Source organism: Shewanella sp. M-Br, assembly GCF_036245925.1.
Taxonomy (GTDB): domain Bacteria; phylum Pseudomonadota; class Gammaproteobacteria; order Enterobacterales; family Shewanellaceae; genus Shewanella; species Shewanella oncorhynchi.
Genome location: NZ_BJBV01000020.1, coordinates 20484 through 45004 on the forward strand (window position 1 = coordinate 20484; position 24521 = coordinate 45004).

General features: G+C 46.8%; 25 protein-coding genes and 1 other RNA gene. 15 read left to right on the forward strand and 11 right to left on the reverse strand.

All coding sequences use genetic code 11. The annotated features are described in order from the left end of the window. The first annotated feature begins 18 nt into the window (after positions 1-18). Positions 19-1455 (forward strand): AAA family ATPase, encoded by a 1437-nt coding sequence (locus AAA952_RS16260; protein ID WP_338258533.1) that lies wholly within the window; start codon positions 19-21, stop codon positions 1453-1455. Between the two features lie 48 nt (positions 1456-1503). Then, positions 1504-2343, forward strand: coding sequence for a Dam family site-specific DNA-(adenine-N6)-methyltransferase (locus tag AAA952_RS16265; protein WP_131525404.1), 840 nt, complete (start codon positions 1504-1506; stop codon positions 2341-2343). Positions 2344-2361: 18 nt separating this feature from the next. On the opposite strand, the gene AAA952_RS16270 is transcribed toward AAA952_RS16265, so the two are convergent. Then, a complete protein-coding gene (locus AAA952_RS16270; protein WP_131525403.1) occupies positions 2362-2547 on the reverse strand; it encodes a DUF2970 domain-containing protein in 186 nt (61 codons plus the stop codon). After that, the gene (locus AAA952_RS16275) at positions 2547-2912 is read right to left on the reverse strand and encodes a hypothetical protein (RefSeq protein ID WP_105250531.1); all 366 of its coding nucleotides are present in this window, start codon (positions 2910-2912) and stop codon (positions 2547-2549) included. The genes AAA952_RS16270 and AAA952_RS16275 overlap by 1 nt, the downstream gene beginning before the upstream one ends. Before the next feature lie 275 nt (positions 2913-3187). Here AAA952_RS16275 and rpe point away from each other — a divergent pair, with 275 nt between their 5' ends. From rpe to trpS, 3 genes are all read left to right on the forward strand, one after another. Further along, entirely contained in the window at positions 3188-3862 is a 675-nt protein-coding gene (gene rpe, locus AAA952_RS16280) for a ribulose-phosphate 3-epimerase (protein ID WP_012090481.1), read from the forward strand. A gap of 2 nt (positions 3863-3864) precedes the next feature. Beyond that, positions 3865-4542, forward strand: coding sequence for a phosphoglycolate phosphatase (locus AAA952_RS16285; RefSeq protein WP_131525402.1), 678 nt, complete (start codon positions 3865-3867; stop codon positions 4540-4542). A 68-nt stretch (positions 4543-4610) separates the two neighbouring features. Further along, entirely contained in the window at positions 4611-5609 is a 999-nt protein-coding gene (gene trpS, locus AAA952_RS16290) for a tryptophan--tRNA ligase (protein ID WP_131525401.1), read from the forward strand. A gap of 60 nt (positions 5610-5669) precedes the next feature. Here the strand turns inward: trpS and AAA952_RS16295 are convergent, their stop codons facing one another. Next, positions 5670-6542: a LysR substrate-binding domain-containing protein gene (locus tag AAA952_RS16295; protein ID WP_173913161.1), complete on the reverse strand. Its 873-nt coding sequence runs from the start codon at positions 6540-6542 to the stop codon at positions 5670-5672. Positions 6543-6662: 120 nt separating this feature from the next. On the opposite strand from AAA952_RS16295, the gene AAA952_RS16300 reads away from it, so the two are divergent. Further along, positions 6663-7547 (forward strand): DMT family transporter, encoded by an 885-nt coding sequence (locus tag AAA952_RS16300; protein ID WP_131525400.1) that lies wholly within the window; start codon positions 6663-6665, stop codon positions 7545-7547. 72 nt (positions 7548-7619) lie between these two features. Here AAA952_RS16300 and dolP read toward each other — a convergent pair whose 3' ends face one another. The 4 genes from dolP to AAA952_RS16320 form a co-directional block, all read right to left on the reverse strand. Then, the gene (gene dolP, locus AAA952_RS16305; protein ID WP_105250526.1) at positions 7620-8186 is read right to left on the reverse strand and encodes a division/outer membrane stress-associated lipid-binding lipoprotein; all 567 of its coding nucleotides are present in this window, start codon (positions 8184-8186) and stop codon (positions 7620-7622) included. Further along, positions 8183-8776, reverse strand: a complete 594-nt coding sequence (locus tag AAA952_RS16310; RefSeq protein ID WP_105250525.1) for a phosphoheptose isomerase — start codon at positions 8774-8776, stop codon at positions 8183-8185. Before AAA952_RS16310 ends, dolP begins: the two co-directional genes overlap by 4 nt. Positions 8777-8884: 108 nt before the next feature. Beyond that, positions 8885-9211 carry a YraN family protein gene (locus AAA952_RS16315; RefSeq protein ID WP_105250524.1) on the reverse strand — a complete coding sequence of 109 codons (327 nt, stop codon included), beginning with the start codon at positions 9209-9211 and terminating at the stop codon, positions 8885-8887. Beyond that, positions 9208-11103: a penicillin-binding protein activator gene (locus tag AAA952_RS16320; RefSeq protein WP_113941449.1), complete on the reverse strand. Its 1896-nt coding sequence runs from the start codon at positions 11101-11103 to the stop codon at positions 9208-9210. The genes AAA952_RS16315 and AAA952_RS16320 overlap by 4 nt, the downstream gene beginning before the upstream one ends. An 88-nt stretch (positions 11104-11191) precedes the next feature. Here AAA952_RS16320 and rsmI point away from each other — a divergent pair, with 88 nt between their 5' ends. From rsmI to AAA952_RS16345, 5 genes are all read left to right on the forward strand, one after another. Further along, positions 11192-12034 carry a 16S rRNA (cytidine(1402)-2'-O)-methyltransferase gene (gene rsmI / locus AAA952_RS16325; RefSeq protein ID WP_105250522.1) on the forward strand — a complete coding sequence of 281 codons (843 nt, stop codon included), beginning with the start codon at positions 11192-11194 and terminating at the stop codon, positions 12032-12034. 65 nt (positions 12035-12099) lie between these two features. Further along, positions 12100-12451: RNase P RNA component class A (gene rnpB / locus AAA952_RS16330), an RNA gene on the forward strand. Positions 12452-12823: 372 nt separating this feature from the next. After that, positions 12824-13147, forward strand: a complete 324-nt coding sequence (locus tag AAA952_RS16335; protein WP_113941447.1) for a DUF883 C-terminal domain-containing protein — start codon at positions 12824-12826, stop codon at positions 13145-13147. A 9-nt stretch (positions 13148-13156) separates the two neighbouring features. Beyond that, positions 13157-13660, forward strand: a complete 504-nt coding sequence (locus tag AAA952_RS16340; protein ID WP_263178918.1) for a hypothetical protein — start codon at positions 13157-13159, stop codon at positions 13658-13660. An 11-nt stretch (positions 13661-13671) separates the two neighbouring features. Further along, positions 13672-13926, forward strand: coding sequence for a hypothetical protein (locus AAA952_RS16345; RefSeq protein WP_113941445.1), 255 nt, complete (start codon positions 13672-13674; stop codon positions 13924-13926). A gap of 28 nt (positions 13927-13954) precedes the next feature. On the opposite strand, the gene AAA952_RS16350 is transcribed toward AAA952_RS16345, so the two are convergent. Then, complete coding sequence (locus AAA952_RS16350) at positions 13955-14587, reverse strand: TetR/AcrR family transcriptional regulator (protein ID WP_338258534.1); 633 nt, start codon at positions 14585-14587, stop codon at positions 13955-13957. A gap of 238 nt (positions 14588-14825) precedes the next feature. Here AAA952_RS16350 and AAA952_RS16355 point away from each other — a divergent pair, with 238 nt between their 5' ends. After that, a complete protein-coding gene (locus AAA952_RS16355; RefSeq protein WP_338258535.1) occupies positions 14826-15530 on the forward strand; it encodes a DJ-1/PfpI family protein in 705 nt (234 codons plus the stop codon). A 65-nt stretch (positions 15531-15595) separates the two neighbouring features. Here AAA952_RS16355 and AAA952_RS16360 read toward each other — a convergent pair whose 3' ends face one another. Both AAA952_RS16360 and AAA952_RS16365 read right to left on the reverse strand, forming a co-directional pair. Further along, a complete protein-coding gene (locus AAA952_RS16360; protein ID WP_338258536.1) occupies positions 15596-17242 on the reverse strand; it encodes a hypothetical protein in 1647 nt (548 codons plus the stop codon). Positions 17243-17433: 191 nt separating this feature from the next. Further along, entirely contained in the window at positions 17434-18654 is a 1221-nt protein-coding gene (locus AAA952_RS16365; protein WP_105250515.1) for a threonine/serine exporter family protein, read from the reverse strand. A gap of 157 nt (positions 18655-18811) precedes the next feature. Between AAA952_RS16365 and AAA952_RS16370 the strand changes: the two genes are divergently transcribed. From AAA952_RS16370 to gntR, 3 genes are all read left to right on the forward strand, one after another. Continuing rightward, positions 18812-19222: an MAPEG family protein gene (locus AAA952_RS16370; protein ID WP_105250514.1), complete on the forward strand. Its 411-nt coding sequence runs from the start codon at positions 18812-18814 to the stop codon at positions 19220-19222. A 215-nt stretch (positions 19223-19437) separates the two neighbouring features. Next, complete coding sequence (locus tag AAA952_RS16375; RefSeq protein ID WP_338258537.1) at positions 19438-21873, forward strand: YgiQ family radical SAM protein; 2436 nt, start codon at positions 19438-19440, stop codon at positions 21871-21873. Positions 21874-22095: 222 nt separating this feature from the next. Continuing rightward, a complete protein-coding gene (gntR, locus tag AAA952_RS16380) occupies positions 22096-23094 on the forward strand; it encodes a gluconate operon transcriptional repressor GntR (protein ID WP_338258538.1) in 999 nt (332 codons plus the stop codon). 74 nt (positions 23095-23168) lie between these two features. Here the strand turns inward: gntR and gntU are convergent, their stop codons facing one another. Continuing rightward, a complete protein-coding gene (gntU, locus tag AAA952_RS16385) occupies positions 23169-24512 on the reverse strand; it encodes a gluconate transporter (RefSeq protein ID WP_338258539.1) in 1344 nt (447 codons plus the stop codon). Between the last annotated feature and the right edge of the window lie 9 nt (positions 24513-24521).

A 24521-nucleotide genomic window follows, 5' to 3' on the forward strand; every position in this document is an offset into this window, starting at 1 on the left:
AAACTGTGTGGTGGGCGAGTGACGTTTCAGGGTTCTGTCTTGCTTCCTTCTCAGGAAGCCCTCATACAAAGAATGCATCATGTTGCCAGTTATAGCGATCAGCTGCTGGTGCTTTCTGGTGTCAGCGGTTCAGGAAAAACGACCTTAGTTACCGGATTAGCGACCGATTTTGACGAGTCAAATGCGGCATTTGTGATTTGTCCTATGCATGCCGATAACGCTGAGATACGCCGCAAAATTCTAGTCCAGCTAATTTCATCCCCTATTTTTGACGACGACATTCCCCTCGCCGATACTCTGTTGCGGCTTGCGAGCACGCAAACTAAACCCCTACATATCATTATCGATGATGCGCATTTATTGCCTAAGGCGCTATGGGCTGAGTGTATTATTCTCAATCAAATTCAGTGTGCGGGTAAGAATATTGCCGTCACGCTCACGGTTCCACCGGCATTCTTAGCGGACCTATTGCCACAATTACCCGAGCAATTGCGGCGGCAAATATTACCTATCAGTATTGAGCCGTTAACCATGCCAGAGCGTGAAGCTTTGTATCAAACATTACTGAGATACAGCGATCAAAACCCTTTTACGCCAAGGGAAATCGTACGCAGTCAGCTTGAAAAGCAAACGGGTACGCCGCAAGAAGTGGTCAATCTGTTAGATAAAGCCTTGCATAGCCCGCAAGAGAAAATATCTTCTTGGGTGAAATATAAAGCTGTGATGGTGACAGCTGTGAGCATGTTGTTAGCGCTAGGTATTTGGCTTAGTGTTACTCAACCATTTTCTGAAGAGCAAGCCCTAGAGGCTGCGACTTTTCCTGCGATAGATTCCCCCGCTTTTTTGTCCTATGGGCAAAAAATCTTAGCCCCCTATTTTGCTCTGCGCGCTGATCAATTAAAGTTTGCCGCCGTAACCGTGAAAGTTAACGAACTAGATACATCCAAAGCCAAAACAGAACAGGCTGTCGAGCCATTAAGTGAATTCCATGGTGAGGCACCACATCCAGAGCCTGATGATGCAGTCTTAGTGAGTGTTGGTGAAGTGAGTAGCAAGTCTTTTGGTGATGATGAGCCAACTGTGGATGCAGAGCCTCAAGCTAAAATGGTAGATGTTCAGTCCCCAGCGCCAGAGGCAGCAAAGGTTGATAAAACAGTTTTGGAACCGCAAAAGCCACTCAAAGGTTATACCGTACAAATAGCGAGTGTTGCTCAGTTAGATACCCTGCGTTCGACATTAAAGAGTCTTGAGAATGTCGAGGGCGTTCGAGTCGCAAAGTATAAACAGCGGTGGGTTGTTCTCGTTGGTCACTATAGCAGTAGCAAATTGGCTTCGAATGCGGCGGCGCAATTGGTTAAGGAGTATCGTTTTGAGCAACCTTGGGTTAGAAAATGGGCCGATTTGAAAGATTATCAAGTAGAAGAAAGTCTCTCAAATCGTGAAATTTCAGAATAAACAGAGTACAATCATGGCCTTTATTTTTGTCGGCATTCATCAAGTTAAATGATAAAAAAACACAGAGCCTTCCTTAAGTGGGCTGGCGGTAAATTTAAATTGGTGGATGATTTAGCCAGTTATTTACCCGCAGGAGACCGTTTGGTCGAGCCGTTTGTGGGTGCAGGATCCGTTTTCTTGAATACGGATTATCCTAGCTACCTGCTCTGTGACATTAATCAGGACTTGATCGAGTTATATCAGATAGTGAAGCATCAACCGGAAGCATACATTGCCGCAGCTAAAGCATTGTTTGTCGACGAGATGAATCAAAAGGAAGCTTACTATCAGGTGCGTACCGACTTTAATAAATGTCGCGACCCTTTCCAGCGTTCTGTGTATTTTCTTTATTTAAATCGCCATGGTTTTAATGGCTTATGCCGTTATAACCGTAAGGGTGGCTTCAATGTGCCCTTTGGCTCCTATAAAAAACCTTATTTCCCCGAAAAGGAAATCTGGGCCTTTTCTGAAAAAGCGCAACGTGCTGAGTTTAAATGCATTGGTTACGAAAAAGCCTTTGAGCAGACACGCAGTGGCGATGTTATCTATTGCGATCCACCTTACGCCCCGTTATCTACTACATCCAGTTTCACGACATATGTTGGTGCAGGTTTTAGTTTAGACGATCAAGCACTGCTGGCTCGTCATTCACGCCATACCGCGTTAGAGCGTGGTATTCCGGTATTGATTAGTAATCACGATATTCCATTAACTCGCGAGTTATATCGCGGCGCGCATTTAGCGAAAATTCAAGTGCAACGCAACATTAGCCAAAATGGCAGTGGTCGTAACAAAGTGGATGAGTTGATGGCGCTATATGATGAAAACTACGATCCAAAAGACGACTAGTTTCAACATAAATAACGTTTAGCTAAGCACTTGTCCTACGAGAAACATCAGACTTGCCACTAGGATGACAGCTAACACTATGCCCATCACTATGTAGGGCAATGGGGAACTGGTTTGAAAATCTTTTTTACGATTTTCGCTAGTTTGTACCCCGAAAAAGGCGGCAATGGTACTGTGGAATACTTGCCAAATGCGGCTAAGCATTAATAGGCGAGATGCGACGTAGTGGGCTTGAGATCATCCATAGGTTTATCTTGATGACCATGTAATAGTTCAAGTAGATCGACAAAGTGGAACTGACTCGAACGGTTTTTACCTGTAAGCCACGTTTTCCAGCTTAAGGTTTGTGCTTGATCGGCGCAGCGATTATTAGGGTGGCTACTGGGCAGTGCATTGTTGTAACGAGTGTCATTGCTACAAGCGCAAGATGCAGTTTCGGTATTTTCCGTAAGTTTTTCAACGCCAAAAGCTAGCGTGGCCACTACAACTGCAGTAAATGCCAACATCATAGATGACTTAAATGTCACCGACCTAACATAGTGTGAAAACTGACTAAACCGCTCCATCATAACGCTTCCTTTGGAATGAACCAGCACTGCGCCTCGAGTATAACAAACTCGCTTAGTTTATGAACAAAAAATTATCAATTCCAGCCAAAATGCTCGGAAATATTAGCTTATTTTCCGAATCTAAGCCCCAATTTACTGCGATAGCTGCAGAGTGTGCTGCTTTGCTGACATAGGCATAGCGGATCAATTGCCAGAAATGTGGCTTTAGCTATAGAGGCTTAGCTTGGCTCAGGGTAAAATATGGCACTTTTTATCCAAATAGCAGCGAGTGTTTTATGCGTCCATTCTTGATTGCTCCATCAATTTTATCTGCCGATTTTGCCCGTTTGGGTGACGATGTAAAAGCTGTGTTAGATGCGGGAACCGACGTAGTACATTTTGATGTGATGGATAATCACTATGTTCCTAACTTAACGATTGGCCCTATGGTGTGCCAGGCACTGCGTAACTATGGGATTACCGCTGATATTGATGTGCATTTGATGGTCAAGCCGGTTGACCGTATCGTGCCTGATTTTGCTAAAGCGGGCGCGTCTATTATTACTTTCCACCCAGAAGCCTCTGAGCACGTCGATCGCACACTTCAGCTCATCAAAGAGTGCGGTTGCAAGGCGGGTCTCGTGTTTAATCCTGCGACACCACTGCATTATCTTGACCATGTGATGGATAAACTCGACGTGATCCTATTGATGTCAGTGAACCCTGGTTTTGGTGGTCAATCCTTTATTCCATCAACCTTAGATAAGCTGCGCCAAGTGCGTGCGCGTATTGATGCCAGTGGTTTTGATATTCGTTTAGAAGTCGATGGCGGCGTTAAGGTCGACAATATCGCCGAAATCGCTGCGGCGGGTGCGGACATGTTTGTTGCGGGCTCGGCTATTTTCGGCAAGCCCGATTATAAGGCCGTTGTTGATGAGATGCGTGCCGAACTGGCTAAAGTTGGGGCATAGCCATGTGGGATAAGATTAAAGCGATTGCGTTTGATCTAGATGGCACGCTGATTGACAGTGTGCCGGACCTAACCGTTGCTACGCAGGAAGCCTTGACTGAGTTAGGTTTGAAGAGCTGCTCTGAGGCGCAAGTTCGTACTTGGGTCGGTAACGGTGCAGAGATGTTGATGCGCCGTGCTATGAGTCATGCTTTGGGTACGGATGTTGAGCAAACAACCCTTGATGCGGCTATGCCGATTTTTATGCATCATTATCAAGAAAATCTTGAAAAGCACAGTGCGCTGTATAGCGACGTGCATCAAGTGCTGCAAACTTTGTTTGATGCAGGCTTTAAGTTAGCGGTTGTCACCAATAAACCCTATCGTTTTACCATGCCATTACTCAATGCTTTTGGGATTAACGACTTTTTCAGCTTAGTGTTAGGTGGCGATACCTTAGCTAAGATGAAGCCTGACCCTTTGCCGCTGCAGCATTTATTGCATGAGTGGCAATTGGAGAAAACTGAGTTATTGATGGTCGGCGATTCTAAAAACGACATTTTAGCGGCGAAAGCGGCTGGGATAGCGTCAATCGGCTTGACCTACGGCTACAACTACGGTGAAGATATTGGGCTCAGTGGCCCAGATGCCGTATGTGAGCAATTTAGTGAGATTCTGAACTGGGTAAAACCTACCAAGTAATGGGGGGTTACCTGTTCTTTAGTCGATTTTTTAGTCTTTTTATATATAGATAGTGGAGCAATGACGTAATGACCAAACCCATAGTACTCAGCGGTGCACAGCCGTCCGGCGAATTAACCATAGGTAACTACATGGGTGCATTGCGTCAATGGGTTGCGATGCAAGATAGCCACGACTGCCTGTATTGTGTAGTTGATTTGCATGCCATTACCGTGCGCCAAGATCCTAAAGCATTGCGTGAAGCGTGTTTAGATACCTTAGCCCTGTATTTGGCCTGTGGCGTAGATCCTAAAAAGAGTACAGTGTTTATCCAGTCACAGGTGCCACAACATACGCAATTGGGTTGGGCATTAAACTGCTATACCCAAATGGGCGAGTTGAGCCGCATGACTCAGTTTAAAGATAAATCACAAAAGCACGCTAACAACATCAACGTGGGTTTATTTGGCTACCCAGTGTTGATGGCGGCGGATATTCTGATTTATCAAGCGAACGAAATCCCTGTTGGCCAAGATCAGAAACAACACCTTGAGTTAACACGTGATATCGCTACTCGTTTTAACAATGCCTATGGTGATACTTTCACCATTCCTGAGCCTTTTATTCCTGAGCTTGGCGCTAAAGTCATGTCGCTGCAGGAGCCGCTAAAGAAGATGTCTAAGTCAGACGACAACCGTAATAACGTTATCGGCCTGCTAGAAGATCCGAAATCAGTGCTGAAGAAGCTGAAAAAAGCCATGACAGACAGTGATGAGCCGCCAGTCGTGCGTTTTGATGTAGATAATAAACCGGGTGTTTCTAACCTGCTGAGTCTCATGTCGGGTGTGACAGGGCAAAGCATTGCGAGCCTAGAAGCCGAGTTTGAAGGCAAGATGTATGGCCATTTGAAAGGTGCAGCAGGTGAAGCGGTTGTGAGCATGTTAGAGCCACTGCAAGAGCGTTACCGCGCGATTCGTGCCGACCGTGCTTACTTAGACCAAGTGATGAAAGCTGGTGCACAGAGTGCGCAGGCGCGTGCCGAAGTGACCCTGAAGAAAGTGTATGAGAAGATTGGTTTGTTAGTGTAATCAATCGATCGATAAATTAAGCCGACGTTCGCGTCGGCTTTTTTGTGCCTGTAATTCATCCTAAGCCTGTGATTTTAGCCAAGATGAGAAAGCGGCAATCGCAGGTTCTGATAAACGGCGCTGCTTACAAAAGAAGGTAAATTCAAATCCGGTATGCACATCGGGAAGATTCAAGGCGACTAAACGCCCCGTGGTGATATCGCCTGCCACCATAAAGTCCGGCGCTAGGGCTAAGCCTTGGCCAGCAATCGCCGCTTCAATTGCCATCACAATATGACTAAACACATGCTGTTGTTCGTTATCGAGTGGTATTTGGTGCGCCGATGACCACTTGTGCCAGTCAAGCCCTAATGGTCCTTCATCAACCACCAGCAGAGCTTGTTGCTGGAAATTACTCAGGCTTATGTCGCGCCATTTAAGGTAAAAACTGGGACTGCATACAGGAATTAAACGCTCTTTGTGCAGTAACTGTTGCCAATAGCCACGTTGATTTAGCTTACCGGCGATGAAGATATCCGCAGTGCTGGTGCTTAGATCAGGATCTTGGGTGATCATCTCGAGGCGGATTTTCACGCTCGGATATTGGCGGCGAAAATCGGCGAGTCTTGGGATTAACCATTTTACTGAAAATGAGCTGTAAACGGCTAGGCAGAGCTGTTGATTTGGCGTATCGCGTACTTTCAAGTTGAGGTCGCTTAACTCGTTGAATATCCGCTCTAACTCTAAAAATAGTCCGTGCCCCTTAGGCGTTAACTGCAGTTTACGCCCCTGACGGTCGAACAGTTGCTCGCCAAAATACTCTTCTAATACTCGCACTTGGTGCGACACTGCACTTTGGGTGATGCACAGTTCATCGGCGGCCTTAGAAAAATGCTGCTGTCTGGCGGCAGCCTCAAACACTTGTAGAGCGCGTAATGGCGGGAGCTTTCTCATGATTTTCAATATCTAAAGGCTTTAGTATGAATTTAATTCATCTAGCATGAGAAAGCATCATTTCAGCTTAAGTTTTGCGAGGATTATCATGCCGCCATTGAGATTTATGGATGTTAAAAAATGCAACGCCCAGTAGTTATTGGTTTGATTTTATTGATAGTAGGTAACCTATTCAGTGCCTTCTATGATGTGTCGATCAAGTGGTTACCGGACGATGCGAGTGCCTCGACTTTCCTCCTTGTCAGGCAAATCTCTTCAGTATTTATGTTGTTGCCAGTGTGGTTGTATTCGCAGCGTCCGATGACGACACATATCTCAGTTCACCTTTGGCGTGCCAACATAGGCTCAGTTGGCGCGCTTTTTTTAATTATTGGCTTAATGGCATTGCCGCTCGCGACAGTTAGCTCATTGTTTTATTCCGCACCGCTAATGATTATTTTGATGGGGTATTTCTTCCTGAGCGAGAGGATCACCGCTGCTCAGACAATCTGTACTGGCTTAGGTTTTGTCGGCATCTTGATTATCCTGCGACCGAGTGAAATGAACTGGTACGGCATTGCTGTACTGTTTTCTGCTTTTACCTTTGCAGTGAATCAGTTAGCACTTAAAAAAGTGCCCCATGCTGAGCATCCCGTGCTAACGCTAATGCTATATAACTTGCTGGGTATTCCGGCAACGTTAGTGATTGCAGCGTTTCAGGGGATTGAGGGTTTGAGTTGGGAGCTGGTGGGCGTGGCCTTGCTGAGCAACGCATTTTTATTGGTTTATCACTGGTTTTGTGTGCTGGCTTACCGCAAGGCCCAGGCGAGTGATATCGCGATTGCGGAATACACAGGCTTGTTGTTTATTGTCTTTTTAGGCTGGTTGTTGTTCGATGAATGGTTGGATAACTTAAGTTGGCTCGGTGCCGCCTTAATCGTATTGCCTTCGTTGTTTTTACCTTGGCTAGGATCGCTCCTATCAAAATCGGCACCTAAGATAGCAGATACACTCACGGGAAAATAACAGCGAGGGTTTAAGCCTAAGTGGGCGAGTTGGCTCACTTAGGCTCAAGTTTTAAATAGGTAAACTGCAAAATTACTTAGCATACTCAAATACTTTCACCACTTTACGCACGCCAGCAGTATTACGGGCGATATCAACAGCTAAGTCTGCTTGTGAGCGATGAATAACCCCCAGCAGGAAGACTTCACCATTTTCAGTGATGACTTTAATGCGAGTCACATCCAAATCTTTTTCGTTCAGCATGCGGCCCTTCACTTTGGTCGTAACCCAAGTGTCATTGCTGCGGGTGGTGAAAGAGGTTGGATTGCCAATGCGGATTTGATTATGTATTTTGCCGCCGAGCTTAAGATCTTGTACGACCTTGATGGCTTTATCCCTTAACGTAGAGTTAGGGGCTTGGCCTATCATAAGTACATTGCCATTGACGGATACACCTGTGATATTCGTTTGTTTTTTAAGATCTTCTTGCTCTAGCAGTGCGCTGGTGATCTTAAAATCAGTATTGGTATCATCAAGCTGAGTCTTAACAGTACGTTCGTCGTTGGCCATCATAGCGCCACTGACTGCGCCCACCATAACGGCACCGGCGCAGCCTTGAAGCAGCAAGCAAACCATTAACAGCGGGGCAGCGTGTCTCATTGCTGCTCGTCCTGTGGGAAGAGGGTGCGGTCAATATTGTCACACAGGCAATGGATCACCAGTAAGTGCACTTCTTGGATACGTGCAGTGACATTTGAAGGTACGCGGATTTCCACATCGTTCACGCTCAGTAGGCCAGCCATAGCGCCGCCATCTTTACCTGTTAGCGCTACGATAGTCATGTCGCGGCTTAATGCGGCTTCAATGGCTTTAATCACGTTACCTGAGTTACCACTGGTCGAGATTGCTAGCAGAATGTCGCCCGGTTGACCTAAGGCAAAAATCTGTTTTGAGAAAATCTCATCATAGCTATAGTCGTTGGCGATAGCTGTGATGGTTGAAGTATCGGTAGACAGAGCGATGGCTGGTAAGGGTGGACGCTCAATCTCGTAGCGGTTTAGCAGTTCTGCTGAGAAATGTTGCGCATCACCAGCACTGCCGCCGTTACCGCAAGCAAGGATTTTATTGCCACCCAAAAGACAGTGCACCATCATCTCGGCCGCTTTGGCGATGGATTCTGGCAGTGCTTCGGCTGCATCGATTTTTGTCTGGATAGATTCAGTAAAGCTGTCTTTAATGCGTTCTAACATGGATAAATCCTTTCAGGATAAAGTGTTGCTATCATGCCATATTTCCACAAGCGTGTTGAGGCACAGACGTTAAAATAATTTGTGTAGTCACTCTTTCACTATTGGTGCTTAAAAGGCATCGACCAGCCAATGAATTTGATCGGCTTCCATGGCGATGACATCGAAACGACAGGGAACATCGAGTCTATTGAGTTGTAAATAGTGGCTAGCCGCTTTGCGAATTCGCGAAATCTGCGCGCTGCTTAGGGCCTGTAATGCGCCGCCATATTGATTTGCCGAACGATACTTCACTTCGACAAATACCCAATGGTTTTTATGGCGCATGATTAAATCAATTTCTCCAAACGGATAGCGGACATTACGTTCGACAAAAGTTAAGCCTTGTTGTTCAAGGTAACGTTGGGCGTGCGATTCTGCCTGCTGTCCGAGTGTCATAGCTGGCGGAAGCTACCTCTTTCATAACGTCCCCAGCTTAATTGGCGGTTGACTATGCCATCTGGACTGACAGATAAAGCACCACTGCGACCATTGAATTGATAACCCGTGAATGAGCGCATTTGCGCTAAACGGCCGATCAAATCCATTGCATCATAACCCATAACAAACAAACGTTTCTGACTGTTATTCCAGCCCGAAAATAGTGTGTTGACCATCAGATTTTCTTCGCCGTTTTGCATTAGCCAAGGTGCGTCGCTTAGGGTCAGGTTATTTAAATCCTGCGCCGTTTGTGTGCTTTCATTTTCAACTCGGCTGCGGCTTGAGGTATATAAAGGCACAGGTTGTGTGAAAACGCTAAAGTTGACGTCGATAAAGGCCTTGAGCAGGGTTAGATCCTGTGGGGTTGAAATCATATAAATGGCATCAATATCTTGGCGCGAGCGGAAGTCGGCTTGTACTGAATTGCCTAACAGCTCTTTAATACGGGCGATCCGCTCTTGGCTATCGCGCACGCCAAGGGCATCTTGTACTGTGGTGCGCATTTTATCACCGCCATCGAAGTAGTGAACTTCGACAGGATTATCGCTCTTCTTTTTCCATGCTTGAATAAAGCTTTCGGCCATGCGTTTACCAAGGGCATCGTTACTGGCGAGCAGTAACGGCATAGTTACGCCATCTTGATATAAATGCTCCGCCGCATCGGCCGCCTCTTGTGCGGGAGATAATGCAAAGTAGAACTTATTCGGATCGGGGGTGAACTTATCAACTTGATTTAAAAATAGTTGCGGCACAGGCGTAGCAGGTGCTGTATTGGCTGTTTTGTCTGGGTTAGCAGTATTAGTCACCGCATTAGTGGTGGCTGCGTTTGCCGCATTGATCACTTGCAGTTGTTCAATTTCAGTAGGCAATAATGGGCCAATAATAAATTCGGCTCCCGCAGTTAGTGCCTGTTGGTAAGCGCTGGCAGCATCGTTTGCCGTGTCATAAAAGTTGACTGCGACTTGGTCATTTTGCTTGGCCATGTAACTGGCTAATATGCCTTGGCGAATTGCATTGGCAGCGTTAGCTCTTGGGCCCGTCAGCGGCAACAGCACAGCAATGTTTTTTGGCGTAAATGGCTTAGCATTTAAGGCTCTGTCAAGATCGGCGGGTAGCTTAGCCGCTGCAGGATGATAAGGATTTTGTTTCTGCCATTCTCCTAAGTAGCGTACCAACTGTGTCGGATCGACAGCATAATGTTTCGCAATATAAGCCAATTGCAACCAACCCGTAAACACAGGAGTCTTAGCATCTTGGGTAAAGGCTTTTAAGGTTTGTTCGTGCATTGGCTGCAGAACTTGCCAAATCGCGTTATTCACCTCGTTGGCTTGGGCGGGGGGCAAGTAAGTCGTCAGTAAACTCAGTTCACGCACTTGCTCAATAGGCTGTTTATTCAATTGATATAAATGCGCCTTGAATTGGTGATAAGCCGTCATCTGCCAGCTTGGCAAACTCCAATTGCTTGGATAATTCAGAACTTTAAGTGCATCACTATAGGTGGACGTGTGTTCAAGCACGCGTGCGGTCAAGTATTTATGTTCGGCCAGAAATGTTGGGCTCTGATTCAAGCTTGGCTGTATCGATTTTAGTAGCTTCTGCGCCGCTGCGTAGTCGTTGGCATTGATGTAGGCATGGGCTGCGAGCAGCAGATTAGTATCGCGCTGCTGCGGATCTTTGCTATTGGCGGCTTGTGCCAAATACACATTGGCCGACAAAGGTGCGGATGCTAAAGAGGTGGCCACTGTGGGTGCAGTTCCGGTCGAGGTGGGCGTTGAAGTGCCACAACCCGCCAAGATTACCGATAAAATGGCCACGGAAACGAACTTAGTTGTATTCAGGCTTTTTAACACTGGGCTTCACTCTGGTAAGATGCAGCCTCTAGTTTAACCTTCTCTCGCGCTTGACGAAAGTCTTGGCACTGTCATTACAGAGGTATATATGGACCAAAGCGTCGCACTCTACATAGTTCCTACTCCCATAGGTAATTTGGGCGATATGAGCTCACGGGCAATAGAGGTGCTGAATCAGGTTTCATTGATCGCCTGTGAAGATACTCGCCACAGCGGTAAGTTATTGAGCCACTTTGGTATTACCACAAAAACTACGGCGCTGCATGATCATAACGAGCGTGCTCGTGCCCAGTGGATTGTCGATCAGCTTGCAGCTGGGCTGTCGATTGCATTAATTTCAGATGCGGGTACCCCGTTGATTTCCGATCCGGGTTATCACTTGGTTTCCCATGTGCGCCAATCTGGGTTTAATGTGATCCCCTTACCCGGCCCTTGCGCGGCAATTACCGCCCTGAGCGCCTCGGGTTTGCCATCGGACCGTTTTTCTTTCGAAGGTTTTCTGCCGTCTAAAGAAAAAGCTCGCGCTGATAAGTTATTGGCACTGAAAGAAGATCCGCGCACGCTGATATTTTATGAATCACCCCACCGCATCGAGCACAGCCTAACGACTATGGTCGAAGTGCTTGGTGGCGAACGCCATGTCGTCATGGCGCGTGAAGTGACCAAAACCTTCGAAACTTTTTTATCTGGCCCTGTCTCAGAGGTGCTTGCCACTGTTAGTACTGACCCGAATCAGCAGAAGGGTGAAATCGTGCTTATGGTGCATGGCTACCATTTGAGTGATGACGAAGCAATTCCCACCGTCGCCATTAATACGCTAAAACTCTTATGTGAGGAATTGCCATTGAAGAAAGCCGCAGCAATTGCCGCGCAAATTCATGGGCTTAAAAAGAATGCTCTGTATAAATACGGCCTAGAGTCTGATTTATAAGCGCTAAAACGGTTACGAGCGGATTATCTGTGGTGCATCAGGGTGGCTTAGGCTATAATCCGCGCCGAGTTGGCCAGACAGTCGCCGCGTTCGTAAGAACGGGGAGGAAAGTCCGGGCTCCAAAGAGCGGGGTGCCAGGTAACGCCTGGGCGGTGCGAACCGACGACAAGTGCAACAGAGAGTAGACCGCCTGCCTGATTTATCAGGTCGGTAAGGGTGAAAGGGTGCGGTAAGAGCGCACCGTGCGGCTAGCAATAGTTCGTAGCAAGGTAAACTCCACCCGGAGCAAGACCAAATAGGGTTCCGTATGGCGTGGCTCGCGTTGGAACCGGGTAGGTCGCTTGAGCCTGTGAGCGATTGCAGGCCTAGATGAATGACTGTCCAAGACAGGACCCGGCTTATCGGCCAACTCACCTCATTCAACAAAAAGCCCGTTTGTCGTAATGACAAACGGGCTTTTTGTTTTTTAATTTATACGGTAATGATAAATTTTATTTGATTAACTCATTAAAAAATAAGAGTTATCTTGTTCTCCCGTCCCTTCAGTCTATCGCTTATTTAGCTTTCAGTTTAGCCGCCATTACAGCCATTTCTCGCCTTTCTTCGTCGCAGGTAAAAATTACTCAATGCAGGTAACATCTACCGTTAACTGAGAGAGTTAATAGAAATAAATTAGTTATAACTTATTGTTTTTATGTGTTTATATTGTTTGGTATAGCCATTGCATTGGTTTGTACGCAAAGTGCAGCATCTTGTTGCATTGCACAGTGTTCACCAAGGAGGCTTTCTATGGCCAGTTCAAAAAGCGTAGCAGAACAAACTAACAGTAAAGATAGTGGTGCTTTAAATTCACCCACAACAGCGAAAGCAACTGAAGTGACGCACCATGCTGTTGATGCTGTAGCAGAGAAAGCCGCAGTTGCAGAAGACACTTTGCGTAAAACGGCGGCTAGCTCACAGGAAACTCTGGCGCTCAAGCAGGAGGAAATCAAATTACAACTGCAAAGTTCTTATAGCAAAACCCGTGAGTTGGCAGCGCAAAATCCATTGGCCACAGCTGGGATTGCCTTTGCCGCTGGCGTGGTATTAACGGCTTTATTGCGCCGTCGCTAAGGTGGATTTATGCAAAACCGTGCAAGGTCAGAGGCGCCAGAACAAAGGCCCGTCCAGCATAGTGCGCAAACCGCCAAAACTGGGCAGACAGCATCAGCTGCTGCCCAGCATAAAGTTATTGATCAGGCAATGGAGCAACTTGCTGAAATAGCTGTTCTTAGCAGTTCAGTGAAGCAAGCTTATCTCGAGCAGTTGAAGTTGGCTGGGGAAATAGCAACGGCAGAATGGCGGTTAACAGGGCGTAGCCTCATTATTGCTGCGGCTTTAGTCGTCTGTTTTGGTACTGGCATTACGTTATTCTGGGGCAGTATTTTATTGCTGCTGGGCTATATGCTGTTTCAATTGAGCGGTTCGTTATTGGCCACAGTGAGCGCTTTGGTGGTGCTACAGTTTGTTTTATTGCTTTGGTGTTGGCGAAGTCTTGGCTATGTGCTGTCACAAACTGGCTTTTCGAAGACTTGGCAGCAATTACAGCTTTTGCTCTCGACTCGAGAGTCGGAACATCAAAAATAGGAGGTGCGAGTATGCTAATTCAACAGTTACTTAAAAAACAGCAGTTGAAGCTGACTGTGCTGACGGAACAAGGCCAGTTGCAGCATGATTTGTTACTGATGAGGAAACGACAATTAGCGCAAAGCAGTCGTGATTTTATAGGATCGACGCCAGGTTTAATCGTCAGTTTTAGCCTTGGCTGCCTGTTTCAAATGCGCCACAACAGCACTGTAAAACTACTGCGTAGCACTTTTGGCTTGCGTTGGATTACCAAACTCATCGCTTGAGAATGATGTAAATGCCGTGATTTTTACCTTAATGATTTCCATTGGTGCGGGTATGGGGTTCGCTGCTATTAGTTGTCGTCAATGCCGCTACAATCATGCCTCGAGTCAGTAAGTGTAAGTATTTTGCTTGTTGTATAGGACAAGGTGTGGGACTGGCGATAAGTTGTTGAATTTGGCTGAAATAAAGAGCTGTTATGCTATGAGCTAATGTGTAGCTTGGAATAATAAATTCGTCAGTGTTGAAGGTGTTGATCAATTTATTTTCGATATGTTGCACAAGTTTAGTTTGTAATTGTTTAGTTGCAGCATCGAGGTCGCTACCTAGTCTAAATGACATGGAACGGCGAAACATGCTGTTTCGGCTAAAAGTAATAAGCAGTTTTTCCAATGAGGGTGGTGTGTTGGTTGAAAGCCAGTCTTCGGTTGACCGTAGATCTTCAAAGATATTTTCAAAAATATTTTGATGTAGTGCAATAAGAATATCCAGCTTACGTTTGAAGTAGCGATAAAACGTCGTGCGCCCGACATCGGCTTTGTGCGCAATATCTGCCACTGCAATATCACGATAATCTTGCTGTTTAAGCATTTCCTTGAAAACGTGGAGAACCTTGAGCATCGCTCGCGGGCTTTGTTCTATGCGCATGTGGGGCTTGGTGTGCATACTGGATTTTGCTCCAAATTCAATTCAGGCGTTTGATTATACCTTAGCCTCAATGGCTCTTGTGTTGTGATTTTTGCTTAAGTGGAACAGATAGGCTCAGGTGTACCATTTGAAACATTCGGGCGAGTTTGTGCCTGATGGTTAGGAATAATGGGCTTTATAGTGATGGTCATAGGGTTAACTGCAATGACAGTGTTACCTGAAATATGAAATTGTCACTACCGATGGAGAATCTGTGATGAGTGAAAATATTGAAACGGCCCAAAGTGATAAAACAAATCATCCAATCAAACACAAATTAAGAGTAGGTATTTTTCTTTATCCCGGCATGACGATGCTCGATGCCTATGGGCCACTACAGTTTTTAGCCTTTGTGCCATCATTTGAAACCTTCACTTTTGCGAAAACCAGCACGCTATTACCCTGTGATGCGGGCGTTAACTTACAGCCTAATTACGATTTCGATAATTGTCCGCCGATAGATATCCTTTTAGTGCCTGGGAGCGCAAATCCTTTGGCGCAAATACAGGATGAGAAAGTCATTTCTTTCTTAAAACGCAAGGGGGAGCAAGCGCAATACATTACATCTGTATGCACTGGAGCCTTGATTCTTGCGGCAACAGGTTTACTTAATGGTTATCGCACGACTACTCACTGGGCTTATGCTTCAGTGTTGGCACAATATCCTCAAATTACCTTTGAAAATAAACGTATTGTGATTGACCGTAATCGGATCAGTGGCGGGGGTATTACTGCAGGGCTCGATTTTGCTTTGGCACTCATTGCCCATATAGAGGGTGAACAACAGGCTAAAACACTGCAGTTATTGTTTGAATATGATCCTAAACCTCCCTTTAATTGTGGCTCACCTATATTGGCTGATGCTCTTTTGGTACAGAGGATTGAGCAGGAGGTTAGGCTGATAGCACCAGGATTATTTTAGGCCACAAGGCGTCAAGGATTGTCTTAAAAAGTACATAGTTGATACGATTGTTATGTACCTTAGGTTTAAAAACTGCTTTTCACTAGGAATCGCCATTCCCAGCTGTTTACTGACTCGCCGCCCGTATAAGGGAGTGAAAAATCAATATGGGCTACGTTGCCATAGCTGGATCGAGAGGAATAAATCCGTGCGCCTATACCTATGCTACCCAGTGGACCGCTGACTTCGTTATTCTCGGCGAGTTGGCCGCCGGAGGCTTGACCCAGATCGGCAAAGACTGCCCAGCCTAATTCAGCCAGTTGGTATAAGTTGATATTGGGGTAGTTGCGTATCTCGGCGGTCAGTAACCACTGATTATCCCCTTGTTGGTATTCGTTTGGATAACCGCGCACTCCAGTTTCATCCCCTAATCCTTTTGTTAGATCCAGATAAGTGTTCTGTGAAAGGCTAGCCCAAGCTTTGCCATAAGCCGTCCACTTAGGATGGATTTGATAGAAGTATTCGGCTTGAACATCAACCTTATAAGTATCTTTTTGAGTGGTACCGATAGTGCTTGTCCCCCCCATTTCTAACAGCCACAGTTGATCGTTAAACTTATACCCGCCAGTGCTTTGCCAGTTAACGTGGTAGCCTAAGGGATTGTTATCACCTATGTCATTGGTTTCTATGCCGAATTGTACATAGTGATGCCAACCTAAGTTAAAGTCTTCATTGTTGGTGATCAGGTGAACATTATTCAGTACGTGGAAATCATCTTCGATAAACTCGTAGGCGACCCAAGGGTACATAAAGTCCCTGTCTTGAGGGAGTATGGAAGTAGGATAGCGCTCAGAATGGGCAAACTCGTGCTTGTCTTGGGTGACACCAGTAATAAAGCGAGAAAGGTGCCGACTGTTTTTATTAATTAACCAGCCATATTGCAGATTGAGATAGTCGACTGTGTGTGTGAACTCATTCACCTCTTGCCCATTTTGTCTGAGGGTATCTGTACGGTTATCGTCTAAAAACTCCGCCGAATACATGGTACTCGTATTGAGGGAATAGAAGGGCTTACTTACATAAACGTGTTTAGCTTGGCCGTCGCTATTGTCGTAGAACTCAGCGGCAACTGTGCCGTGCTCAATAATGCTGAGCGGCGCTTCAAAAGCAAATTTATAGCCATTCCGGGATTCATTGGATTGATATTTAAGTCGAGTGCGGATCCCCGTTCCAAGCAAGTTGTCTTCTTTGAGCCCGAAGGAGTAACGGGTGTCGCCACCTGAACTACTCAAACTCGCTGTCGGTAATAATGACCAATTATCCCAGGTCTCCACCACCACGGACTCAACGGATGGATCGACATCGGCTTGGGGATCTTTTTCTGCGATATAAATTTTCGCGTCGCGAATATAAGGCATTGCCCGTAAAAGTCGTTGGGATTCGTCGAGATCTTTTTGTGTAACAGTATCATTTTCGCTGAAGGTTAGATTATCGAGAACCACATATTCTTTGGTATTGATATGCAGGGCGTTAGCCCAGCGATGGATAAAAAATGCGTCGGGATCGGATTCATCGAAAATGGGGTTGTTGACCACCACAATCTTGCTGACTTTTTGTTTGGTTTGACCTTGGTTTGCGGGATCGGCGAGCTTAGCCTCTTCTGCTTGGGCAACCCTGGTTAGGTTGCCAACACAACAAGATAGGATGCATGCATACTGAAAAAATTTCTGCATAAAAGGCCACTCCCATGAAATCGACGACTGCAGCGAAAACAATTTCACGTTGCAATTCACAATTTAATAACACATGGAAAGCGAGTGTTAGTCAAGGAAACATTTTAATAAGTTTCTTATTTTACTTAAGGTTAGCTTAAGATTATCTTGAGGTAGCGGCTGGGCGCGGGCTCCAGCCGAATTAGCGATTGTTACAGTGTACGCCTAGGTGGGACAGCGACGTTAGCAAAGATGAGCCCCGCAATCAGCGACATAAAAATCAAAAAGATTTGCGAGCCTATGTGCGACTGATTGAGCATGGTCTCACCTGAGATCAGTGCATTGAGTCCGATATAGGTTTTACTGCCGGGGACTAAGATCACTATTCCCTGCAACAGGGCGATGGAGGCTGGCGCCTTCATCCAGCGGGCGAAGAGGTTAGAATAAATTCCTACTGCCAAGGCACCAAAGAAGATCCCCACCGAATCACCAAAATAATGTCCGCCGAGCATGGCTGAGAAAAACGCCACTATCCCAGCCAATACGCCCCAAGGCGAATCTTGCATCCTTGCTTTGAAGATAAAAACCAGCGCCATAGATAGAATCGGAACCGCCGACCAAATTGCCCAGCGAGGTAAACCCTCAGGTTCTATGTGAATCGCTTCGCCGAACATAGCCTTACCGATTGCCATGCCGAGCACTGCACCAAAGTACAGCTTAAATAATTGCATGCTCGCATCCATGATGCGCGCCGTGCCAGAAATTAAATCCCGTGCGGCGAGTTCGGCTAAACCTAAGGTTAAGGCTAAGCCGGGAATAAAAATAATAATGGAGGAGAGGATCACTACTGGGATATTAATATTTGGATCGATACGCGCTATGCCACAGGCTGCGATAGCGCAAAGGATAGTGGCGAAGGGTTCGAGCACTTCTGCCATGCGGGCAGAGCGTTCGGCACGATATACCAAGCCATAGACGAATAAGCCTAATAATCCTGACCAAAATACATCGTTCCAACCCGTGCCCATCAGCATAGCGAAAGCGGCGGCAGAAGTTCCAAAAGAAAAGCAAGTTAATACAGGGCCATAGGGGTTGGGTTTATTGGCGATTTCTTCTAAGCGATCTAAGGCCTCGGCCAAAGTGCGTTTACCTGAGGTTAACTCATCGACCAATTCATCGGTGCGGGCGAGTGAACCTAAATCGAGTTCACCGGGCTTAACGCGAGCGGCATGGTTATATTCTTGATCGGTATCATGTTGCAAAACGAAGGTCATCGACGTTGGAGATATAAGGAAATAGCCTTCGATACCTAAGGTGCGAGCAACGGTTTGTAAGTGGGTTTCTAGACGATAAGCGGGTGTGCCAAACTTATGCAAGGCTTTGCCTAGCTTTATGATAAATCTGCGTTTTTCGATAAACTCGTCGTTATCCAATCGGGGTATTCACTGTATAAAAAGTTGTAGGGAATCACGCGCGCATCTTAACCTATCTTGTCTATAAAAGGTTAATGGCTTTTAACCTTAATACAAATAAATTGCTGATTTTTTGCAGCTCGGGCTATAGTCAGCTTTTTGATAAGGGGAAATATGCATGTCTTTGATGGTAACGGGTCTTTACGCTAGCCTCACAGGGCTATTAATTGTCGCTTTGGCTTATCGAGTAGTGAAATTAAGGCGAGGTCAGAAAATCGGCCTAGGCGATGGTGGTAACAGCACCTTAGCTTTGGCTAATCGAGTACATGTTAACCTGATCGAAAATGCGCCTATCGTATTGATTTTAATGCTGGTGGCCGAAGCGGGTGGCTTGCCTGCATTTTATTTACACTGTTTTGGGACTGTGTGGATAGTGGCGCGCTTACTCCATGCTATTGGCTTAACTCAAGGCCAAGGTGGTTACCATTTTGGTCGTTTTTGGGGCGTATTGCTCACTTGGATAGTGATTATCAGTTTGGCGCTGGTGAATTTGCTGCATTTTGCTCAAGGTTTAGGAAAGGGTCTCTAGGCTCGCAGGTTTGGGCGGTCAATTCCGCCCTAAGCCATATCCATAGCGGATTTAGGGGTATTACGCTTCTGGCTCAAATACCCCTGAAAATGCCTCGATTGGTGTTTTTTTAATCGCATATATCCTCCATTCCCTGCTATACTCCGCGTCCCTAAATTGGCGTAACTTATTTTCGTGGCGCCTTTATTTGACATTACGTTTTCGGGTCACAATCCATGCAAGTTGAATCCACACTCTTTAGTCATCCCAAGTATTGGGCCACGGGCGACAGCACTGCGCCTTTCTTACCTATGTCTCGCAAGGAGATGGATAAGCTTGGTTGGGATAGCTGTGACATCATCATAGTCACAGGCGACGCTTATGTGGATCACCCAAGCTTTGGCATGGCGGTGATCGGCCGTATGTTAGAGGCTCAGGGTTACCGAGTTGGGATTATTTCCCAGCCAGATTGGTCGAGCAAAGACGCCTTTATGCAATTGGGCCGCCCGAACCTGTTTTTTGGCGTCACCGCCGGCAACATGGATTCGATGATCAACCGTTACACCGCTGACCGCCGTTTACGTTCTGACGATGCTTATACCGCGGGTGATATTGGCGGAAAGCGCCCAGATCGCGCTGTGACTGTGTACACCCAGCGTTGTAAAGAAGCTTTTAAAGATGTGCCGGTGATCATTGGCGGTATTGAAGCCAGTTTGCGCCGCATCGCCCATTACGATTATTGGTCGGACAAAGTGCGCCGCAGTGTGATTTTCGATGCCAAGGCCGACATTCTTATGTATGGCAACGCCGAGCGTCCTTTAGTTGAAGTGGCACGCCGCTTAGCTGCGGGTGAACCTATTAGCTCGCTGCACGATGTGCGCGGCACTGCGGTTATCCGTAAAGAGCCGCTGCCCGAATGGCGCGGTATGGACTCGCGCAAGATTGACCAACTGCACAAGATAGAGCCGCTGCCGAATCCTTACGGCGCCGATGATGTGGGTTGTGCTAACTTGTCCGGCCCGTCGGATGTGAAGATATTCGATAACGAAGCCCCTAAGCCTATTAGCGTTCAACCGCCTAAACCTAAGCCATGGGATAAAACCTATGTGCTGCTGCCAGCGTTTGAAAAAGTGTCCGAAGACAAATATTTATATGCCCATGCTTCACGGATTTTGCACCAAGAGCAAAACCCAGGTTGTGCCCGTGCGTTATTTCAACCCCATGGCGACCGCGCAGTTTGGGTGAATCCGCCCGCATGGCCGCTCAATACCGATGAGATGGATGCCGTATTCGATTTACCCTATCAGCGCATTCCTCATCCTATCTATGGCAAGGAAAAAATCCCTGCCTACGACATGATCAAGACGTCTATCAACATCATGCGTGGTTGCTTTGGTGGCTGTTCTTTCTGCTCGATTACCGAGCATGAAGGTCGAATCATTCAGAGTCGCTCACAAGAGTCGATTGTTAAAGAAATCAAAGATATTCAGGAAAAAGTGCCTGGCTTTACTGGAGTGATTTCCGATTTAGGCGGCCCAACCGCCAACATGTATCGTTTAGGTTGTACTAGCGAAAAGGCCGAAAAAACCTGTCGTCGTCTTTCTTGTGTGTTTCCATCGATTTGCGGCCACTTAGGCACAGATCATAAACATACAATCGACTTGTACCGCGCGGCGCGTGCTGTACCTGGTATCAAGAAAGTATTGATCGCCTCTGGCGTGCGTTACGACTTGGCAATCGAAGATCCTGCTTACGTTAAAGAGTTAGTGCAGCACCATGTGGGCGGCTACTTAAAAATCGCCCCTGAGCATACCGAAGAAGGTCCGCTCAGCAAGATGATGAAGCCCGGCATGGGCGCCTACGATAAGTTTAAAGAATTGTTCGACAAGTTTTCTAAGGAAGCGGGTAAAGAGCAGTTCCTGATCCCTTACTTTATTTCGGCGCATCCAGGCACGACCGACGAAGACATGGTGAACTTAGCGTTGTGGTTGAAGGAGCGTAAGTTCAAGCTCGACCAAGTACAGAATTTTTATCCGTCACCGATGGCGAATGCGACCACGATTTATCATACCGAGTTAAACTCGCTGAAAAACGTCAAGCACACCAGTGAAGTGGTATCTGTGCCGAAGAAAGGGCGCCAACGTCGCTTGCACAAGGCATTGCTGCGTTATCACGATCCTGCGGGTTGGCCATTAATCCGTGAAGGGTTAACCGCTATGGGGCGTGAAGACTTGATCGGTAATAGTCCGCATCAGTTAGTTCCGCCAGAAGGTCGAAATGAGCGCGGACCTAAGTGGATGAAAGATGCTAACCAAGGCCAAAAAGCCTTTACGCGCTTCTCGGGTAATCAATTTGATGACCGCAAGGGCGATGGCAAATCTAAAAGTCCGGCTAAAGGCGGTGCGCAAGCTCAGGCTGGTGCTGAGTCAAAACCAGCCGCTAAAGGCGGAAAACCCGCAGCGAATGGCGCTAAGCCAACGGGATCTAAACCAACTGGCTCTAAACCCAGCGGAGCCCATTCGAGCCGTCCGGGAGCGAAAGCGCCCTTCGGCCAGTCTGGTTTTAAGGCCGGCGGCGCTCAAGCGAACAGCAGTGCTAAAGGCGGAAGCCCATCAAAAACGGGTGGTAAACCTGCAGGAAAGCCCTCTCAGGGGCGCCAACAGGCTAAGTAACACTTTTCGCCATCACAAATAATGTTCAAAGGCCGCTCCAGATATGAGTTTGGAGTGGCCTAGCTAGCATGGTCATTCTGCTAAAATAGTCCTCAACTGGTATCGCTGGGCGAACTATTATAAGATCCCTGTCTGATGTTTATGTCTACTATTTGTTTATATTCGATATTTTAGCTATACATCTCACCCATATCCGCGGTTCGTTAACTAACATTAGATATTATGAATAAAAAGCGTAGACCCAGTCTTCAAGACGTTGCCGATCAAGTTGGGGTCACCAAAATGACGGTGAGTCGCTATTTAAAAAATCCAACAAGGGTGGCGCAAAGCACTCAAGAGAAGATTGCTGTCGCACTAGAAACCTTAGGTTATATTCCTAATCGCGCGCCGGAAATTTTAGCGCAAGCAACCAGTCGCGCCATTGGCGTGTTAGTGCCCTCGTTAACTAACCAAGTATTTGCTGAAGTGCTGCGCGGTATCGAGAATGTGACCGGCAAACGCGGTTATCAAACTATGCTTGCTCACTACGGGTATCAGGCCGAATTAGAAGAAGAGCGGGTGGCATCACTGCTCTCTTACAATATCGATGGCTTACTCTTGTCCGAAAGTTACCACACGCCGCGTACTGTGCGAATGATTGAAACGGCGGGCATTCCGGTCATCGAAATGATGGATAGCGTGTCGCCTTCGATTCAACAGTGTGTGGGTTTCGATAATACAGCGGCCGCATGCGAAATGGTTAAGGCCATGATTGCACAAGGCTATCGCCACATTGCCTACCTAGGCGCGCGCATGGATATTCGTACTCAGCTTAAGATGCGAGGCTACGAGTTAGCGATGCAGCAAGCTCAGCTTACACCTTTGGCGATGACCACAAATGAGGCATCGTCGTTTTCCTTGGGGGCGTCGTTATTGCAACAAACATTAGCGAAATATCCCTATGTGGATAGCTTTTTTTGCACCAACGATGACTTAGCGGCGGGAGTGATATTTGAGTGTCAAAGACAAGGCATCAAGATCCCTGAACAAATTGGTGTTGCAGGGTTTCATGGCCATGATATTGGCCAATCTATGACGCCAAAATTGGCGAGCATTTTTACGCCGAGAAAGGAGATAGGTCGAATTGCTGCTACTGAGCTATTAGACAGGTTAAATGGCAAAGAGATAGCAGAATCGGTTATCGACCTGGGCTATCGTATTGATTTAGGGGAAACACTCTAGACTTCCCCTCGTTCTTTCGCTTAACGGCTAATGCCTAATGCCTAATGCCTAATGTTTGTCATCACAGGTTATCGTTAGAGAAACGCAGAGATGATGACTGCAACTATGCCGCCCGTCGTGCCGATAATGGTCTCCATTACAGTCCAAGTTTGCAGTGTTTGTTTTTCTGACAATCCAAGAAAACGGTTAGCGAGCCAGAAGCCTGAATCATTGACATGCGAGAGCACAATCGAACCACCGCCAATGGCAATCGTAATTGCCGCCAATTGAGCACCATCTAAGTTTAGTGGTTCAAGTATTGGGATGATAAGGCCGCAAGCCGTTAACATGGCCACGGTGGCCGACCCCTGGATCACGCGCACCGAAGCCGACAAAATAAATGCCAGTATTACAATCGGTAATCCCGAACCTGCCAACATATTGCCTAATGCATCGCCGACACCCGAGTCAATCAGCACTTGCTTGAACACGCCACCAGCACCGGTGACGAGAATAATGATCCCAGCAGGTTGTAACGCACTGCTACAGATTTCCATGATGCGCTCATTGGGAATATTGCGTCTAACGCCTAGCACATAGAATGCGATTAAACAGGCTACTAAAATGGCGGTGAAGGGATGACCTATCAAGGCGAGCCAATTATGCAGATCGGATTTTTCATCAATAAAGCGTGACACCACTGTCTTTAAACCGATAAGCAGCAGTGGGAACACCACAATACTGATTGATAGCGCAAATGAGGGGATTGGTCCACCTTCTCGTTCACCTTTTTCCTGCTGCTCGTGGGCAGGCAGCTCAACATGGACTTTTTGGGAGATGAGGCTGGCAAAGAGTGGGCCGCCTAGAATCATCGCCGGAATCGATGCCAATAAACCGAAGACTATCATGTAGCCAAAGTCGGCATTGAGCTGGGAAGCGACCAAAATAGGCCCTGGTGCAGGGATGAGAAATGCCTGACATGTGGCAATACCCGCGAGCAGTGAAATACCAATTTTAACGACGCTGCCGCCCCCTTTACGAACCACGGCAAAGGCGATGCCAATCAGCAGTACCACAGCAACGTCGAAGAAGAGGGGGAGCGCACAGATAAAGCCTGTAAAGGTCATGGCCCAGTGAGCTTTGTCGTTACCAAATTTATTCAGCAGTGTATGGGCTATCTGATCTAGCGCGCCAGTCTCTTCCATTACCCGGCCAAACATGGCTCCCAAAGCGACCACCACCGCAACAAAGCCCAGTGTTCCCCCCATACCTTGTTGAATTGTATTGGTAATATCAGCTGGGTTCATGCCAGAGAAAAGGCCGGCAATGATCGACACCAGTATCAGTGATACTACTGCATGTAATCTCACTTTCATCACTAAGAACAGTAGCAGGGCAATTGAACCCAGCGCTGTCAGAATCAATGACATATCAGACATAAGAGGACT

Excerpts from the sequence above, each read along its gene's own strand:
- AAA952_RS16355 (WP_338258535.1), top strand. The coding sequence starts at position 14,826 with ATGAGTGAAAATATTGAAACGGCCCAAAGTGATAAAACAAATCATCCA.
- AAA952_RS16345 (WP_113941445.1), top strand. The coding sequence starts at position 13,672 with ATGCTAATTCAACAGTTACTTAAAAAACAGCAGTTGAAGCTGACTGTG.
- trpS (WP_131525401.1), top strand. The coding sequence starts at position 4,611 with ATGACCAAACCCATAGTACTCAGCGGTGCACAGCCGTCCGGCGAATTA.
- gntR (WP_338258538.1), top strand. The coding sequence starts at position 22,096 with ATGAATAAAAAGCGTAGACCCAGTCTTCAAGACGTTGCCGATCAAGTT.
- AAA952_RS16350 (WP_338258534.1), bottom strand. The coding sequence starts at position 14,587 with ATGCACACCAAGCCCCACATGCGCATAGAACAAAGCCCGCGAGCGATG.
- rsmI (WP_105250522.1), top strand. The coding sequence starts at position 11,192 with ATGGACCAAAGCGTCGCACTCTACATAGTTCCTACTCCCATAGGTAAT.
- AAA952_RS16335 (WP_113941447.1), top strand. The coding sequence starts at position 12,824 with ATGGCCAGTTCAAAAAGCGTAGCAGAACAAACTAACAGTAAAGATAGT.
- AAA952_RS16265 (WP_131525404.1), top strand. The coding sequence starts at position 1,504 with ATGATAAAAAAACACAGAGCCTTCCTTAAGTGGGCTGGCGGTAAATTT.
- AAA952_RS16270 (WP_131525403.1), bottom strand. The coding sequence starts at position 2,547 with ATGCTTAGCCGCATTTGGCAAGTATTCCACAGTACCATTGCCGCCTTT.
- AAA952_RS16310 (WP_105250525.1), bottom strand. The coding sequence starts at position 8,776 with ATGTTAGAACGCATTAAAGACAGCTTTACTGAATCTATCCAGACAAAA.
- AAA952_RS16370 (WP_105250514.1), top strand. The coding sequence starts at position 18,812 with ATGTCTTTGATGGTAACGGGTCTTTACGCTAGCCTCACAGGGCTATTA.
- AAA952_RS16360 (WP_338258536.1), bottom strand. The coding sequence starts at position 17,242 with ATGCAGAAATTTTTTCAGTATGCATGCATCCTATCTTGTTGTGTTGGC.
- dolP (WP_105250526.1), bottom strand. The coding sequence starts at position 8,186 with ATGAGACACGCTGCCCCGCTGTTAATGGTTTGCTTGCTGCTTCAAGGC.
- rpe (WP_012090481.1), top strand. The coding sequence starts at position 3,188 with ATGCGTCCATTCTTGATTGCTCCATCAATTTTATCTGCCGATTTTGCC.
- AAA952_RS16285 (WP_131525402.1), top strand. The coding sequence starts at position 3,865 with ATGTGGGATAAGATTAAAGCGATTGCGTTTGATCTAGATGGCACGCTG.
- AAA952_RS16300 (WP_131525400.1), top strand. The coding sequence starts at position 6,663 with ATGCAACGCCCAGTAGTTATTGGTTTGATTTTATTGATAGTAGGTAAC.
- AAA952_RS16375 (WP_338258537.1), top strand. The coding sequence starts at position 19,438 with ATGCAAGTTGAATCCACACTCTTTAGTCATCCCAAGTATTGGGCCACG.
- AAA952_RS16295 (WP_173913161.1), bottom strand. The coding sequence starts at position 6,542 with ATGAGAAAGCTCCCGCCATTACGCGCTCTACAAGTGTTTGAGGCTGCC.
- AAA952_RS16340 (WP_263178918.1), top strand. The coding sequence starts at position 13,157 with ATGCAAAACCGTGCAAGGTCAGAGGCGCCAGAACAAAGGCCCGTCCAG.
- AAA952_RS16275 (WP_105250531.1), bottom strand. The coding sequence starts at position 2,912 with ATGATGGAGCGGTTTAGTCAGTTTTCACACTATGTTAGGTCGGTGACA.
- AAA952_RS16315 (WP_105250524.1), bottom strand. The coding sequence starts at position 9,211 with ATGACACTCGGACAGCAGGCAGAATCGCACGCCCAACGTTACCTTGAA.
- gntU (WP_338258539.1), bottom strand. The coding sequence starts at position 24,512 with ATGTCTGATATGTCATTGATTCTGACAGCGCTGGGTTCAATTGCCCTG.